This window comes from Dyadobacter sp. SRI_021, from assembly GCF_057586235.1.
Window position 1 is genome coordinate 226,209 of sequence record NZ_JBYCZM010000006.1, and the last position, 15,201, is coordinate 241,409.

General features: G+C 51.4%; 8 protein-coding genes. 3 read left to right on the forward strand and 5 right to left on the reverse strand.

Annotated features, from left to right (window positions below; all coding sequences use genetic code 11):
- Positions 1 to 250: 250 nt before the first annotated feature.
- The gene (locus tag AC2YIT_RS19920; protein WP_487280327.1) at positions 251 to 694 is read right to left on the reverse strand and encodes a DUF6194 family protein; all 444 of its coding nucleotides are present in this window, start codon (positions 692 to 694) and stop codon (positions 251 to 253) included.
- Between the two features lie 112 nt (positions 695 to 806).
- Between AC2YIT_RS19920 and AC2YIT_RS19925 the strand changes: the two genes are divergently transcribed.
- Positions 807 to 1,130 carry a winged helix-turn-helix transcriptional regulator gene (locus tag AC2YIT_RS19925; RefSeq protein ID WP_487280328.1) on the forward strand — a complete coding sequence of 108 codons (324 nt, stop codon included), beginning with the start codon at positions 807 to 809 and terminating at the stop codon, positions 1,128 to 1,130.
- A gap of 68 nt (positions 1,131 to 1,198) precedes the next feature.
- Here AC2YIT_RS19925 and AC2YIT_RS19930 read toward each other — a convergent pair whose 3' ends face one another.
- Together AC2YIT_RS19930 and AC2YIT_RS19935 are read right to left on the reverse strand one after the other, a co-directional pair.
- Positions 1,199 to 1,984, reverse strand: a complete 786-nt coding sequence (locus AC2YIT_RS19930) for a hypothetical protein (RefSeq protein WP_487280329.1) — start codon at positions 1,982 to 1,984, stop codon at positions 1,199 to 1,201.
- A gap of 103 nt (positions 1,985 to 2,087) precedes the next feature.
- Entirely contained in the window at positions 2,088 to 6,143 is a 4,056-nt protein-coding gene (locus AC2YIT_RS19935; protein ID WP_487280330.1) for a caspase family protein, read from the reverse strand.
- Positions 6,144 to 6,399: 256 nt separating this feature from the next.
- Here AC2YIT_RS19935 and AC2YIT_RS19940 point away from each other — a divergent pair, with 256 nt between their 5' ends.
- Positions 6,400 to 9,579, forward strand: a complete 3,180-nt coding sequence (locus AC2YIT_RS19940) for a DUF7379 domain-containing protein (RefSeq protein WP_487280331.1) — start codon at positions 6,400 to 6,402, stop codon at positions 9,577 to 9,579.
- On the opposite strand, the gene AC2YIT_RS19945 is transcribed toward AC2YIT_RS19940, so the two are convergent.
- Together AC2YIT_RS19945 and AC2YIT_RS19950 are read right to left on the reverse strand one after the other, a co-directional pair.
- Positions 9,531 to 12,482 carry an nSTAND1 domain-containing NTPase gene (locus AC2YIT_RS19945; protein WP_487280332.1) on the reverse strand — a complete coding sequence of 984 codons (2,952 nt, stop codon included), beginning with the start codon at positions 12,480 to 12,482 and terminating at the stop codon, positions 9,531 to 9,533. The two genes, AC2YIT_RS19940 and AC2YIT_RS19945, sit on opposite strands and share 49 nt — an antisense overlap.
- A gap of 6 nt (positions 12,483 to 12,488) precedes the next feature.
- Positions 12,489 to 14,321 carry a CHAT domain-containing protein gene (locus AC2YIT_RS19950; protein ID WP_487280333.1) on the reverse strand — a complete coding sequence of 611 codons (1,833 nt, stop codon included), beginning with the start codon at positions 14,319 to 14,321 and terminating at the stop codon, positions 12,489 to 12,491.
- Positions 14,322 to 14,499: 178 nt separating this feature from the next.
- Between AC2YIT_RS19950 and AC2YIT_RS19955 the strand changes: the two genes are divergently transcribed.
- Complete coding sequence (locus tag AC2YIT_RS19955; RefSeq protein WP_487280334.1) at positions 14,500 to 15,192, forward strand: DUF1345 domain-containing protein; 693 nt, start codon at positions 14,500 to 14,502, stop codon at positions 15,190 to 15,192.
- Positions 15,193 to 15,201: the final 9 nt, after the last annotated feature.

Sequence of the window (15,201 nt, forward strand, 5' to 3'; positions counted from 1 at the left end):
GGTACTGACTGGCCGGAGGCCTGTGGATATTTAGTCATGAAGGCAGACCTTCGCGCCATTTCGCCTATCGATCAGGCAAATTGTTTTCATAATCAGTATTTTATATTATGCGGCAAGCCGGATCGGCCTGAATGCATCGACCTCAGGAAAAGCTGTAATCCATCCGAGTCCAGACTAAACCCGCTTGTTACGCAGCCAGGGTACGTGTTTCCTGAAATGACGATCATTTGCATAATCAGGTGAGTTAAGGCTAAGCCGGAGGGTGCCCTTTTTCATAATTGTTTTTAGCCTTGGCATAGGCATATTCCAGGAACCCTTTGAGCTGCGGATACGACTCCTCGGTTGGGTTGACGATGCTTACCCAATACATTGTTCCGTAGAATGGGTGAGGAAAGAGCGTATCCTGTTTGGTGAAATCAATTCCGGAATCCATATAACCGCCGATTCCCGGTTTAGCAGGTATAGAGGCAAATAAATGCTGGAAAGTCGCTTTGTCGATACCGATATTGAGCCGGTAAAAACCCTCGCGATTGAGGTTTGACACACTGTCAAAGTCGTTATCGCTCGTCACAATGGTGGCAAACGGGAATTTCTCTTCGTCTTTATACATGAAAAAATAGTCGCCGCCGGCCTCCACCTCTCGTACATTTTCAAATTCGCTTTGGATCCGGTCTCTGATAGCTGTCAATTGCATAACCTGGTTGTTTGTTTAATGCGAAATTGCCCGCATACGGTTACTTTTGCAAGTAGTTATCCTTTTGTTCCTTAGGGGTGAAAAGTAAAGCTTTGCTGAATTACAGATGGTTATGGCCGAAGAAAAAATGGAATTACCGAACACTGAATGTCCATTCCAGGCGGCTATGGACTTGATTTCAGGCAAATGGACGATGTCGATCATCAATACCCTGATGGGCGGAACGATGCGGTTCAAACAGTTGGAAAGAGCCGTGACGGGGATCAACACACGAATGTTGGTAAAGGAGTTGAAGCTCCTCGAATCCAAAGAACTGGTTCACAGGCAGGCCTACGCGACCGTCCCGCCAACGGTGGAATACAGTCTTACCGAGAAAGGCAGGGCTTTGCAGCCGGTGATTGTGGCGGTACAGCAATGGTCGGTAAACGAGATGTGACGTAACCGCATTCATGCAGCACCGGACTCCCGATCGCGGCACAAATGCGGCCTGTCGTAGAATCGCATTTAGCTCAAATCAATACCTGCAATAAAATCAGTTGCTTTCAGTCCTAGTTTAGCCTGAACTGCGTCCCGGACCATTGCGTATGTGGTGTCATCCAGCGTGCCTACGCGCGAGCAGAATTCAAGGGTCGTTCGGCTGGTGGATGATTTGAAGAACAGAATCTGCTTGATCGTGTCGGAGGAGGTGATCAGGAAGGTGCCCAGTTGAAGCGACACCGTGCCGTTCACCTCCTGGGCAATCCCGATCTGGAATGCCCCTTTGGTAGCGGTGTGCGTATTTTTCTCGAATGCGATAAACTTGCCGCTGGTATCGCTGAGACCTTTGATGGCGTCCAGGGTTTTGGTCACGAGCGGTACGAGCGCCGAGCCGCCGACGGCACCGGCCACGAGATCGATAATGGCTTTATCGACTTCGATCGTAGAGCCTTCTGAAGTGAATGGCGTGAAACTCGCGGATTGAAAGGCCCAGCCGATGTTGCTCAGCACATTCACGAATTCATCATACCAGTCTTTGATCTGGTCCTCTTCCGGAAATTTCTTGTTGGCGGCCAGTTGCGCCAGCAATACAGAATGCAGTACGTCCTGCCGCCGCTGTTCCGACACCTCCGATACAAACGATACCAGGCTTTTGTCGTTCATAAACGACTGTTCGACATTGGTTTGTGTTTCGATTTCGGTGCTGGTGAGATCTCGCGAAAGGAATTCGCGCTCGCTTTCGGTCATGAACGATTCCCTGGAATTTTGAAGTACAAGTTCTCTGACGTACTGCTTTGGATCGATGGATTCCATTTTGGTGATAGTGTTATAAGTTTACGGTATTTCAGTGCTGCCCATGGAGTGGAAAGATAGGACTATTTCTACGAAACCATTCGATAAATGATAAGGGAGTTATTCATAATACCTCTTTTGCGCGCTCCCAGGCGGCCTCGTCCGCGTCGCTGAAAATGGCGCCGTAACTTCTCAGGCTTTTCCTGACGGCCTCGGAGAAATTCGAGGCCGGATCGACATCCCGGAAATCGCAACCTTGTACAAGCAGTCCCGAGACGTTCACAAACGAAAGCAGGGGTTTTGAGACCGCGTCTTTCACCGTGATTTCCGTGTACCGGCATTTGATATTGAATGGCTTGGCAGCCTCCGTGATCAACAGCTGCATATCCGATTGCAGTTGCTTTTTTTTCGGGTCGTCGTCCACGATTTCCAGGCAGTCACCCGTAGCTACCGACCAAATGCGGAAGTTGTGCCCGAAATCCCGGGAGAAAATTTGGGTGCCGTCGGCACTGTAAACCGCATCCTCGACGCCCCGTGAATGGCCTCTGTAAATGCGAATGCATTCCCCGGTGTCGACGAGCCATTCACGGATCGTGAGGTCGTCGGAGGTTGAGATGATTTTCGTGCCGTCGGGACTGTACCTTGCGCGGTGCAGCCATTTTTCATGCCCACGGAATGTCTGCAAGGCAATGCCCGATGTGATGTATATTTCGGTGAAAGTACGATCGTAGTTAACGGTAAGCAACTTTTTGGAGTCCGGGCTAACGACGCATTTGTTAACCACCCAGTCGGACTGCCCGCTGATCGCGAAGAGTTGTATGCCGGTTTCGAGGCTCCATTCGCGGATCGATTTGTCGTCGGAAGCAGAAACGGCCCGGGGTTTGTCGGGCGAATAACTTGCAAAGTTCACCCTGTCCGTGTGTCCTGAATACGTGCGGCTCTCCAGACCGGTTTTGACCGACCATTCCCTCAGGGTTTTGTCTTTCGATGCGGAGAGGATTCTTTGGCCGTCGGCACTGTAAACGGCATGATATACCTGGTCGGAATGTCCTTTGAAAAAGCGGGAGGGAGCTTCGCTTTCCGCAGACCATTCGATGATCGAGCAGTCGTCGGATGCCGATAGCATGTGCGTTTCATCGGGATTGTAACAAACGCTGTTGACTTTTTCGGTATGGCCGTTGAATACCCGAAGGCATTCTCCTGTTTTGACAGACCATTCCCGGACGGTAGCATCCGCGGAAGCGGAGAGGATTTTATCTCCCCCCGGACTGTAACACACCGCCGATACATTCTTGCTGTGGCCGGCGTAGGTAGTAATGCATTCCCGTGTAACCAGGCTCCATTCCCGGAGCAGCTTATCGTCGGCACACGTGAGGATTTTCGTGCCGTCCGGCGAATAGACCGCGTCGTTGACCTTCGAATGCAAATGTTCGTAGCTGGCCAGTTCCATGCCGCTGCTTACCGACCATTCTTTAACGAACGTATCGTAGGATGCTGAAACCACTTTCTGGTCGTCGGCACTATATCTGGCCGATACCACTTTATCACTATGGCCCGAAAACGTCTGTAAAAGTTTACCCGTAGCTGCAAGCCATTCTTTGACGGTACCATCATCCGACGCCGTGAGCAGTTTTTGGCCATCACGACTGTAATGCACCTGGTTAATTTGCCCGTAATGTCCTTTAAAAAGGAAGCTGTCGCCGTCGAGTACGCTGCCCTCAAACCGCGCGGGAAGGTAGGCGCTGCCCTGGTGGCGAGTTAACGGGAGACCGTTAAACTGGATTTGGCGTAAGTCAAGCCGGGTGAGATTGGCGCCGGCAAGGCTTTGGCGGAGATCGAGCCAGATCATCATCACATTCCGGATCACAAATGCCCGTTCTGCTTCTCCCGCGGTGATCCCCGAATCAGTCCGGCACAAATCCATCAGGCGCGACAGCATGTTTTCCCTTTCCAGCAATTCCAAGCGACCTTTGGAGGTATTCCAGGTCGGTACCGATTGATGTTCTCCCTCTATTTCTCCCAATAGCCGCCGGAGGTACACCGGGATATAGTTTCTGAAAAACACATCGGGCAGTACCCGTCGCACCATTGCGGCCTCCGTCATGTTGCGTATATGGCATACCGCGAAGAAGTCCCTGAAATTCTGGTGCAGGAACCGGAGATCGTCACCTTCCATGACCAGTACGCGGAGGCGCTCGACCAGGAACTGCTTTACTTTTCCGGAGCGCTGCTCTTTTTCGTCCAGGCCGGTGAGTATGCCCAGGCCCAGTTCCCTTCGTTTGCCTTCGAATTCCGGATACAATTCCGTTAGTTCTTCGGTATCCAGCTCAGCGAATGCTTCATCCAGTAATGTTTTGAAATTGAAAGTAGGATCGGCGAGTTTGCGGATCGTAATGGCGTATTTGCCCTTATCTTCCATTCTGTACGCAATGTAGGGGACGAGTACGCGCAGGAGAAAATTCTGATAGCGGATATCGGCTTCATCATTGACGTCCGTTAGCTGTGCCAACTGGGCTTCATTGAAATTCCAAAGCAGCTCGCCATAGGTTGTCACTTTTTTGAAATGAAAGCGGTCGTCGTCTTTGAATCTCAAGGCAATGTTGTTGGCACCGGAATACAGCGTGAGCATCATCGGGTTCGCGAACAGCCCCAGCAGATCCTTGTTGGCAGGTATTTCCTGGCCCTTTTCTTTCAGGTAAGCCACGACGGTTTTCTGCGTAAGGGGCAGAATTTGCATTAACGCGGCACTCTCGCTGGAAAGGTCCAGTTTCTCAATTTGCTTGTTTCTGGACGATATCACCATTTGCGTGCCGCCGGCCCGGGCTGCCAGGTCGTTCACGGTAGCCATCAACCGCCCTTTCGGAACGGTTACTTCGTTGAGACCGTCCAGCAGCAGGATCATCGTTGGTTTCCCTTCCTGCGATGTTTCGAACAGCTTCCAAAGGGCATTTACCGTTTCCGAGGGCGGCTCAGGGACATTGAGCAGGTTTTTACAAATATACCTGACCACGAAGTCGCTGCGGTCGGCTTCGGACGCGGAGTTGTACTCGTTCAGGGGAATGAATACGGGAACGGGGCCGTTTTCTTCAAAAAGCATGTCCCGCCATAGGAGCAGCAGCGATACCGTTTTACCCATACCGCCGTCGCCCACCAGCAGCGCCTGCGTTTTTTTGTTTTGCCATAAAGCCTGCACGGCCAGTTCCAGCGAAGCAACCTGCGTGTCTGTTTTGACTTGCACATCGAGGTATTTACCCAGATTGATTTCCGAAACCAGGATACTCTCGATATTCAGGTATTTATAGCGCCCTTTTTGAAGCCGCTCAAACTGTGCTTTGGAGCCTGCCCGCAATGTATTTTGCAGGTTCGCATGGTCGAACGGCGCGGCAGGTTCCACTGCTTTGGCGGTGCGATGGAAAAAAAACTCACCCAGCTTGTATTTCTGGTTGACGAGGCTTTTGCAAAGTGGTTCCAGCTCAAACCCGTTGTCGCGGACCCGTTTTGTGATTTGCGCGCCCAGCCAGTTGATGGATACGCTTTCATCCACATTAGTATGGAGAATGTCGATCAGCGCATCCGCAAACGGGCTTTTGTCGGGTACCATACCATTGCGCCCGGCCGTAAGTACCCACCGTGATGGCACTTCCTCCGCTTCGGCCGACAGGCTTTGCTGTGTTACAGCGATTTCCATCGTTGCAAAAGCTTCCGAGAAGCAGGCATCGACGATGAGGACAATGTGGTGGGCTTTGATATTGGAGAGGATCCGGATTACCTCGCTGACCGAAATCAGCTTTTTCAAATCGCTTGGTCTTTCCGAAAGTACCGGTGCATCGGACGGCACCCAGTAGCCTTCTTTGTTCTTATCAAAATGGCCGTGGCCCGAAAAATAAATGATCAGGTTTTCGTCCGGGCGAATGCGCAGCTCGCCGTTTTCGTCTTTGTCGGCCAGGTAACAGATCTCGTCGAAAACAATATCGGTTTTGGCATTGTCGTCGAAAAGCGGCTGGATCACGAAGTTTTCGTCTGAGAAGCCGTAAAACTCTTTGAGTACGCCAAAAAATCGCTGGCAATCGGAGACTGGGTATTGGAGCGGCGTCCAATGATCGTACTTGTCGATCGCGACGAAAAACAGCCGGTTCCGTCTTGTTTTATGCTGTCGAGGGGTAATAGTCCCGATGCCCATGTTGGTAAATTCGCTTACTAGACCTTCAATTTCGGTATTTTTCCGGGGTGTTGGGGGCGGGTGTCAAAGAAATTATTTACCGGGCCTGTCAGCGCCAGGCCATTTGCGACGCACCATTTTTCCGTTCAATAATAAAGCATAGAGTGTGTTGATTTTAATTCATCGGGAAGGTAATTTCAGGCAATCCGAGCCCTTGTTTGGTGATTACAGGCTCATTCTTGCAACACCGCCGTCTTCCCAACCCAACCTTAACCTTATGAAAATCTTCGCATTGCTGATCGGCATTAATGAGTACAGTACTACCTCGAGCCCGCCGATCAGACCACTGAACGGCTGTGTAAACGATGTCTCCGATTTCAGGACGTTTTTGAAGGAAAATTATCATGACCTCATTCCAGACGAACGGCAGATCCTCGTGCTTACAGATGCGAATGCATCGCGTGAGAAGGTCATCAGCGGCTTCCGGGAGCACCTTACCCAGGCGGGGCCGGAGGATATTGCGGTGATTTATTACTCAGGACACGGTTCGACCGGCATTACCGCGCCCGAATTTCAGGCCGCAACTTCCGACCGGCAGGAGCAGACCTGGGTTTTGCACGATAGCCGCGAACCGGGAAAGTATGATCTGGCCGACAAGGAAATCGCACTGTTGCTGGAAGAAGTAGGCGCACGTAACCCGCGGATCGTGGTGATTGCGGATTCCTGTCATTCCGGGTCGGTCACAAGGGAGCTCGAACAGTTTCTGCAAATGCAGCCGCGGTTTGAAAAAGGTACCTCCGATGTCCGGCCTCTGGAAAGCTATCTGGATGGCGCTTATGTGCAGCGGGGCAATGCCAGCATTCCGTCTTCCGACCACCTGCTGCTGGCCGCATGCGACCGCGTAGAGCGCGCGTGGGAGAGCAACGGCCACGGGCAGTTCACGCAATCGCTGATCTCCGTATTGGGCAAAAGTGGGGGACAGATCACGTACGCGGACCTTTTCGTGCAGGTGAGGGCATTCATCCGCAATGCTCTGAAAAACCAGACGCCACAAATGGAACCGATCGGTGTTTTCAATGTGGGCAAGGGTTTCCTCGGAAGAAATGTCGACAGCGGACGCCTCATGCGCTACCGCGTATACATGAAGGCGGGTAAGTGGACGATCGACCTGGGCGCGGCGATGGGTATCGAACAGCGGATAGGAGAGCCGGTTCAAATTAAAATATATGACTCGGTAGCGGAAGGGCAGCCTGTGGGCGATGCCGTGCTGGATGTGATGAATGTGACGGAAAGTACCTTGCAGATCGGCACATTGTCCCTGGATGCTGACAGCGTATATTGGGGAGAGCCCAAATCGCTCCGCTTGGAGCCATTCTTTGTTTACGGCGATGGCGCGGTAGCACAAGTGATGCAGGAAACAATGGCCAGTGCCACCGAATCGGGAATAGTTTTGACGGACGTCCCAGCTGCCGCCCTGTTCGAACTGAAAATCGAAAACGGGAATATAGCAGTTTACCACGCCGGCAGTGCCGCGACGATACAAACTGTGCTCGGAACCGACAAATACGCGGCAACCCATGTACTGAACCTCCTGCAATCGCTCGTCCGCTGGCAACGCCTGCTCGATTTGCAAAACGCGCAATCCGCCATTCAATCAGGACAAATTACATTCAATGTGGAAGTGGAGCAGGGCGGAACTACCGGCGTTTTTTCGGACACACTCATCACGCTCGATCATGATGGAGCGGATATTCCATTCAAAGTCAATTTTCGGAACGGTACAGCCCGGGCGTTGTATGCTTCCCTGCTTTACCTCTCGCCGGATTATGGCGTAACGGTCATTTTCAATGACTCGCAGCCGGTACCTCCCAACAGCTCCGTCGTGCTTACGAGCGACGTCTTTACGCTCAATAGCGAGGAGGAAATTGACACTCTGAAACTGATCGTTTCTACGGAAACCATTGATAGCAGCCTGTTCGTGCAGGAGCCGCTGCAAATAGGGGCCACCGTCGCGCCGTCGGGCAGCAGGGGCCTGGGGCAGTTGAAAGCGATAGGCGGCGAAAAGTCCGACTGGATCACGAAAGCGGTCAGTATCAGACTGGTCAAAAAGGCTGAACAGGAACTTGGGGCGCAGGAAATGACTATCGGGAAAGGCATTACAATCCGTCCACACGATTCATTTAGAGGAAAGCTGGGCTGGGCACCGCTCGTTTCCAGGACCAGGAGCGTCGAGAAGCCGGTTATCAACGAGGCCTATGCGCCGGGCAATCCATGGTTCGAAATCGTGAACTTCGACGAAGGTACGAGAGGAGAGGATCGCAGCATCGCCGAGGTAGTCGAATTGCGTAATGCGGCTGCTCTCAAAACGGATCCGCTGATCATCGACATCCGGCCCGAGCGGGAAGGTGAACTGGTATTACCATTCTTTTTCGACGGTGAGGACTTCCTGCCCATGGGCGCGCTGGCCATCACCGGGCCGGGAGTCATGCAGGTGAGCGTCGATACCATCCCTGAAGAAATGGTGGAAAAGACACGCAGCCTGGGTGGGGCCTTCCGGATGGTTTTCCTGAAATTCGCGGGCAAGCTGGGCATACAAACCGACCCGAACTGTTTGCGCTGGGTGGATTATGCCAATAATGCAGTCCGTGAAAGCGAAGGGTTGAAAGGGAAGGTTGATCAGGCAAAATCGGTATTACTATTGGTGCACGGCATTATCGGAGATACCGAAGAGATGGCCAAGACGTTCAAAATGGCGATTGATGGAGGTTACGACCTCGTAATGACCTACGATTACGAAAATCTCAACACGCCGATCGAGGAAATTGCGGCGATCCTGAAAGGCAAGCTGAACACCCTCGGATTTAACGAAAATGACGGAAAGGAGTTGGTGCTGGTGGCGCATTCAATGGGCGGGCTGGTTTCGAGGTATATGATCGAGGAACTGGGCGGCGACAAGTTCGTCGACAAGCTGATTATGGCGGGCACACCGAATGGCGGCAGCAAGTTTGGGGAAATTCCTGGTTATGTCAGCTGGGCATCTGTGGCCCTGGCGCTGGGTACGAAGCTGTTCCCTCCGCAGGTAGGCGCGGTCGCGGGCTTTTTGTCGTCCGTGCTGAAAGTGGGGAATAAGCAGGTGCTGCACACTTTGGCGCAAATGGACAGCGGCAGCGATTTTATCCAGAAACTAACCCAAAAAAATACGGCGCCGATTCCCTATTTCATCGTTGGCGGCGATCTTGACGCCTATTTGCAGGCCAGCGGCGGACTGCCTTTGATGGAAAAGGTGGTTACGCAAATAGGCTCCTGGGTTTACAGAAACACGGTCAACGATATCGCTGTCAGTACGGAGAGTATCTTCGAGGCGAAGACTGCCGCCGTGCCGCAAAAAGTATCGTGCCACCACCTCAACTATTTCGTGGTCGATGAGTCGGTCAATGCGCTGGCCAAGCTGTTATAGCCGGAGCCGGGTATTTCAATGTCGTTGAGCATGCTGATGATCGATGCCGCGTCATCCCGAAGGGTGTCGGGAATCATATTCTTGCTGATAAATGATTGTAAATCAGTAATCATTACTTCGCGGTTGTAAATGACAGCATTGGTATAAGCGCAATTTTTTTCGCTGAAATTTTTACTGGCCGCATATTGGCGGTAATATTTCCTGGCTTCTGCCGCGTTACCCGAAAGCAGGTAGGCATGTGCCAGGTTTACATAAATATAATCCAGGTGCGACCTGGGTGTGATAGCCACCGCCGTGCCTTTTTGGGCATATTCAATCGACTTTTTAAAATCTCCGTCGAAAAGTCGGTACCACGACGCATTGTTGTATACGATCGACAGGTCGTGATTCAGGCAGGGATCATTCGGGAGCCTTTCGCGCATATCTTCCAGGAACAGAATGTGGTCGTTGCTCGCGTAACGCCGGGACTGCATGCGCACGAACGTGAAAAGTGCATTGCGCTCGTCCTCCCTCATTTTCTGGATTTTGGTTTCGAGTTCAATGCGTGCGTTCCAGAATATTTCGTTCAGGCGCCGGTTACCATCAGCATTTATTTTTCTCGACAATGCCATCCAAAGACCATAGTGGTCCTGCCCCTCTACCTGCCGCGTCAATGCGCTCAGTACGCCTTTCAGATTAACCAGCGAACCCGCGTTTTCGGAGGAGAAGAAATGGCTCGAGAGCCGGTCGATCGAGGTGAGATATTCATTTTCCAGGTACGTCCATAAATCCTGCTTGGCGCCGATGCTCGAATTTCTTTTCAGGTATTCGAGGTCTTCGGCTTCTAATGGCAGCAGGAAACGCACTTTGGTTTCGGGCAGCAGGCGCGTGCTCGGTTCGATCTTTTTGGCACCGGTCCAGAACAACCGCGTGATACCCATTCGCGTATCGGAAATCGCAATGATCGAATCGTGCGGGAAGCGCCTCAGCGAGTTGTAGTTATATTCGTTGTCAATATCGAACAGCGACTGCGTGCTATCGCTCAGGATCCCTTCCGAAGTCAGCCTGAACGACTCCCCGATATGCGTGGTATCGACCACTCTTTTCATCAGCAGCATCTTTCCGCCGGCGTAGGAAATTCGTACCAGCGTGGTGTCGTGGCTGTTGAGCACTACGCTGATGCCGTGGTTGTAGCGGTCCCTGCTCCAACGGCCTTTGATCACGTTGTACCTGTTTTCTAGCGTGCCTAAACGCTCGTTATACAAGCTTACAGTGTTAGGGCCTGCGATAATCAACAGTTTTTTGTCCTTGCCAACATGGGCAAAGGCCATATCCGTAATCGGTTCGACATTGAATATGGAAGCGAAATAGAGGTTTTCGTGTTCGGGATAACGCTTGATTTCATTAAACATGCCGTCCCCGAAAAAACCGGCGAGCATACTGTTCTCCTCGTATTTTTTATAGAGAATGTATTGCTGCGTTTTCGATCGCGCAAGGTTAATGAGTAGCCGGTAACGCGTGCTGGTTTCCGAGCTCCATACCGCCAGAAAGGTCAATATGGTGATCAGAAACAGGACGCCGGCGCCATAGGTGAGCACATAAATAGTCGTAAGCCGGCGTTTGCTGTCTGCCACGAATTTCCATTCTTCCGCGGTAGGCTGTTTGCTCAGGGCTACACTTTCCTTGATGTCTTTGGTCGAGCGCCTGATATCCCGCAAATCGTTGCGGTCGAGGTACGACCTCAGGAACCATATTTTGTTGGATTGCTCGTATTTCAGGTAAGCATTTTTAATGGTCTTGATGGTGCGGGCGATATGCGAATTTTCCAGACTGAACTTGTCATGAATGATTTTGGCCAGGCTGTCGTGGGCAATTTCATAAATGCTGTCGATCCCGTTACCGCCGTATTTGTCGAGCCTGAGAATGTTTTTGGTCGCCAATGAGCTGACAATCGCCGAGGCGACGTCCAGCGGGGCGGTCGGCGAAATAATGTCCCCAATTTTTTGCGGGCGTTTCGTACCCTCGTCGGTAACGAAGCAGTAAAGCACATCCCGGATCGTGTTGTAATTAACCGACCCATGCACGGTCGAGATTTCCGAGATTGTGCTTTCTATTCTTTCTTCCAGGAATTGTTTGAGCACATTCCGGATATCGCCTACTTCGGCCAGCAGACTCGTTTTAAAACTTTTGCGAGAGCCGGGCGCCTTATGCCAAAGCCGGTCGAGATAAATTTGAAGGTGCGGCAGTTCGATCAGGTTATCGTCGATTTTGAGATTCCTGACGATCGCATCAATGGTGGCTTCGTCGGTTTCAATATCGAAATGCGCACAGGATTTCCGGATGACGTTTTTAATATCATTGTCGGTCATTCGCTCGACAAGCACCCGTTTATCGAATATCTCCGGTACAATGCCCTCGTACTTCTGCAACTGCGCGATGTAGCGCTCACGCATGATGAAGATCACCTTGCAAGGGATGTCCTTCGCGTCGAGAATCCTCCTGAGTTCGTTGAAAAACGTCTCTTGCTCCTCGGTACTTCCCAAAATGAATATTTCCTCGAACTGGTCGAAGATCAGGTACACGGGCTTGAAAAAATCGAGGTACAGCGATCGCAGGCAGTCGAGAATATCCGAATCGAGCGGGAAATCCTGCTTGTTTTTGAGGTTAATTTCTTTTCGCAGCGAAATGTTGATGTCGTCGTAACGCCTGACAAATATTTCGAGCCAGTCGGTTTTTTCGAAGCAGTTGGCCAGCCCGCATTTGATGATACTCGACTTTCCGGTTCCCAGCGGACCGTTCACCAGCACGATGTTCGATTCATGGATGTAGTTGTAGATGATCCTGATTTCATCTTCCCTTTCAAAAAATGCGCTGCGTTCGCTTTTTTCGAATGAATCGAGCAGTTTGAATGGTGAGTGGGCCATGATCTGTCAGGATTTGAAATAGGAGATGAAACCTTCCACACTCTGAAGAATATCCGGCCCGATCGTTTCCAGTTCCTCCTGGGATATTTTCAGATCGGTTTTGGTCTTTAAAAAAACGGGTAATGCCGGAATTTGCAGGCGGTCTTTCTTTTCATTGATGTTCTTGATGAAATTATAGGTGCAGGTAGTGGCGGTAGCGTTCTTGTCATAATTATAGAAGAAGTAGATCTTGGAAAGCTTCTCGCTGATCAATGCATTCATGTCGATCACGAACGGGTACAAATTGAATGCGGAGAGCTTTTTGTCCTCGATTTTGTAGATCACGACCGAATTGGAGTCCGTGAAATTCTCGAAATCCTCCATTTTGTCGGTAAATCCTACGAGCACGTAATCCAGTTTTACCATTTTGTGTTGGTACACAGCCGGTTGGTTCTTCTTTTTATTAATGTAGATATTCTTGATTGTCGCAAACTTGTACCTCGCGCAGAAGCCTAGCTCTTTAAACATAATGCAGAGGCTGGCCTCGGCTTTCTGGCAATCCTCCCGGCACTCGCGGTCGTCGAGTTCATCCATGCTGGTCAGGTCACGGTACTTACTTTTAATGCGCGTAATATTCAGGTACCCCCCGAAAAATTCGCTGTCGCGCTCGTCCATGAGGTCGGCCAGGTGCGACATCTCGCTCACGAATAAAGGTACGTCGTGGGCTTTCAGCTTGTCATGGATCAGCCGCACGAGCGGAATCACGTCGTAGGCCTGCCTGTCTTGCTGGTCGAGCAGGAAGAAAGCATTGATCTGTTCTTTGAGCCGGTCTTCCAGAACGGGTACCTTTCCCTGTACCAGCGCCTCCCAAAGTTGGGAAAACATGATAAACAGCAGCAGATCGGCCATCACGGAATAGGTATTGATCAGAAAACGCAGGCGCTCGCTGGCCAGGGGCTCGTCTTCGGTGACGAGCAACTTGCGCACCTGTTCGGCAATAGGCGAGGGCAGGCTGTTGATAATCGCGTTTTTGACCTCCCTGACGTCGAATCGCTTCGGGTCCCATTGTTCGCCGTATTTCTTTTCGAGGTCTTCGAACATCGGTAGTTCGTCGCTGAACGTCATCAGGACATTGTAGAGCGAGGCGAGGATGGCATCTTCGGAAGTATTGAAATTTGAGTCGATCTGGCTTTTGATATGGAGCTCATAGAAGCTCTTTTCCGATAACCGGTGACTGGCGGCGTCGTGGTGGTTTTTGTGAAGATAAAGCCCCCACACGGGTCCTGCATTGGGTGCTTTGATCGTCCGTGCAATGCCGCGCTCCTGATGCTCTTCGGTATTTAATGTCGCATTGTTTTTGGCGGTAACCACCTCGGTTGCCAGCCTGAATGCTTCGTCGATGGTATGCCCGCCGGCCAGCTTCTGGTAAAAATCTTCGGCAAACCGGGTGGCGGTATCATCGCCGATGTCGACACTGGTCGCTATGACCGCCCGCACGCCTGCGTCGAGGAGGTGGTTTACCTGTTCCTGGGTGGAGCAGCCATTGAGAAAGACCAGTTGCAAGTTCTTTTGCAGCCGGATAGATTGCAGCAACCCTGCCCCGTATACGGTGGCGTCTTCCATCAGCAATTGGCTGCCGTTGGCGTGCCCGGCATAATGGATGATCTCGACCTGGGGCTGGTACAACAGCAGGCGGTCCCGTAGTTTCTTGATCGTCCGGGGATCGGTATCGAGCAACAGATGGCCCTTTCCCTGTCGCTCACGCAATGCATCCGAAATGGCTTCTTTTTCCTTTTCGAGCTGTGACAGGTATGCGTCGCTGGAATTCGAAAACGCGCAGAGTATAACGGGAGGTCGCATTGATCGGGAAGGGTTAGGCTTATCAGCTACAAAACTATAAGGTAAACAACAATGCCAAAGTAGTTCTACTTTTTCCGGGAAATGTTATTAAGCGGTTTTTGCAGGCTTTCGTATTTTGAGCAATTATGTTGACAATACACTATATTCCCTTTTTTGAAAAGCCTCTCCCCGATATTCTATGCGAGTCACCACATCTATTAACCGGCTGGACGCCCATCACAAGCTTGTTATAGCGCTTATTTTGGGTTCGCTGGCAGTCGTGTCGACCTTTCCTTTTGTGGATAGACCCGTCAGCTGGATGATCGGCTGGCTGGTGTACGGCGCGGTACACCTGGGTCTGGCCTGGGTGACGATCCTCAGCTCGCACCCCGCGGAGGTCCGGAGGGAAGTGGATGGCCAGGATTCGAGCCGGGTCGCGATTTCCCTCTTTGTTGTGGTCGCTTCATTTGTAAGTTTGTTTGCCATTTTATACCTGCTGCACGCCGCGGGTAAAACCGCCTCCTGGTCGGATCTGACACTGCATTTAGTCCTTTCGTTTTCCTGCATCGTTTGCTCGTGGATTCTGGTGCATACCATATTCACATTGCATTATGCCCATCTCTACTATCGCACCACGGAAGGTGAGCGGGGAGGGCAGAAGCAGAATAAGAAAGGGTTGGACTTCCCCGGAGACACAGCGCCCGACTATCTGGATTTTACCTATTTCTCGTTTGTAATCGGGATGACCTTTCAGGTTTCTGACGTCACTATTTCTTCCCGGGAAATCAGGAGGCTCGCGCTTGTCCATGCGCTATTGTCTTTCGTCTTTAATACGCTCCTGGTAGCCCTGACCATCAATGTCGTGTCCGGATTGATCCAGGACAGGCCATGAAATCCCGCG

Excerpts from the sequence above, each read along its gene's own strand:
- AC2YIT_RS19920 (WP_487280327.1), bottom strand. The coding sequence starts at position 694 with ATGCAATTGACAGCTATCAGAGACCGGATCCAAAGCGAATTTGAAAAT.
- AC2YIT_RS19925 (WP_487280328.1), top strand. The coding sequence starts at position 807 with ATGGCCGAAGAAAAAATGGAATTACCGAACACTGAATGTCCATTCCAG.
- AC2YIT_RS19930 (WP_487280329.1), bottom strand. The coding sequence starts at position 1,984 with ATGGAATCCATCGATCCAAAGCAGTACGTCAGAGAACTTGTACTTCAA.
- AC2YIT_RS19935 (WP_487280330.1), bottom strand. The coding sequence starts at position 6,143 with ATGGGCATCGGGACTATTACCCCTCGACAGCATAAAACAAGACGGAAC.
- AC2YIT_RS19940 (WP_487280331.1), top strand. The coding sequence starts at position 6,400 with ATGAAAATCTTCGCATTGCTGATCGGCATTAATGAGTACAGTACTACC.
- AC2YIT_RS19945 (WP_487280332.1), bottom strand. The coding sequence starts at position 12,482 with ATGGCCCACTCACCATTCAAACTGCTCGATTCATTCGAAAAAAGCGAA.
- AC2YIT_RS19950 (WP_487280333.1), bottom strand. The coding sequence starts at position 14,321 with ATGCGACCTCCCGTTATACTCTGCGCGTTTTCGAATTCCAGCGACGCA.
- AC2YIT_RS19955 (WP_487280334.1), top strand. The coding sequence starts at position 14,500 with ATGCGAGTCACCACATCTATTAACCGGCTGGACGCCCATCACAAGCTT.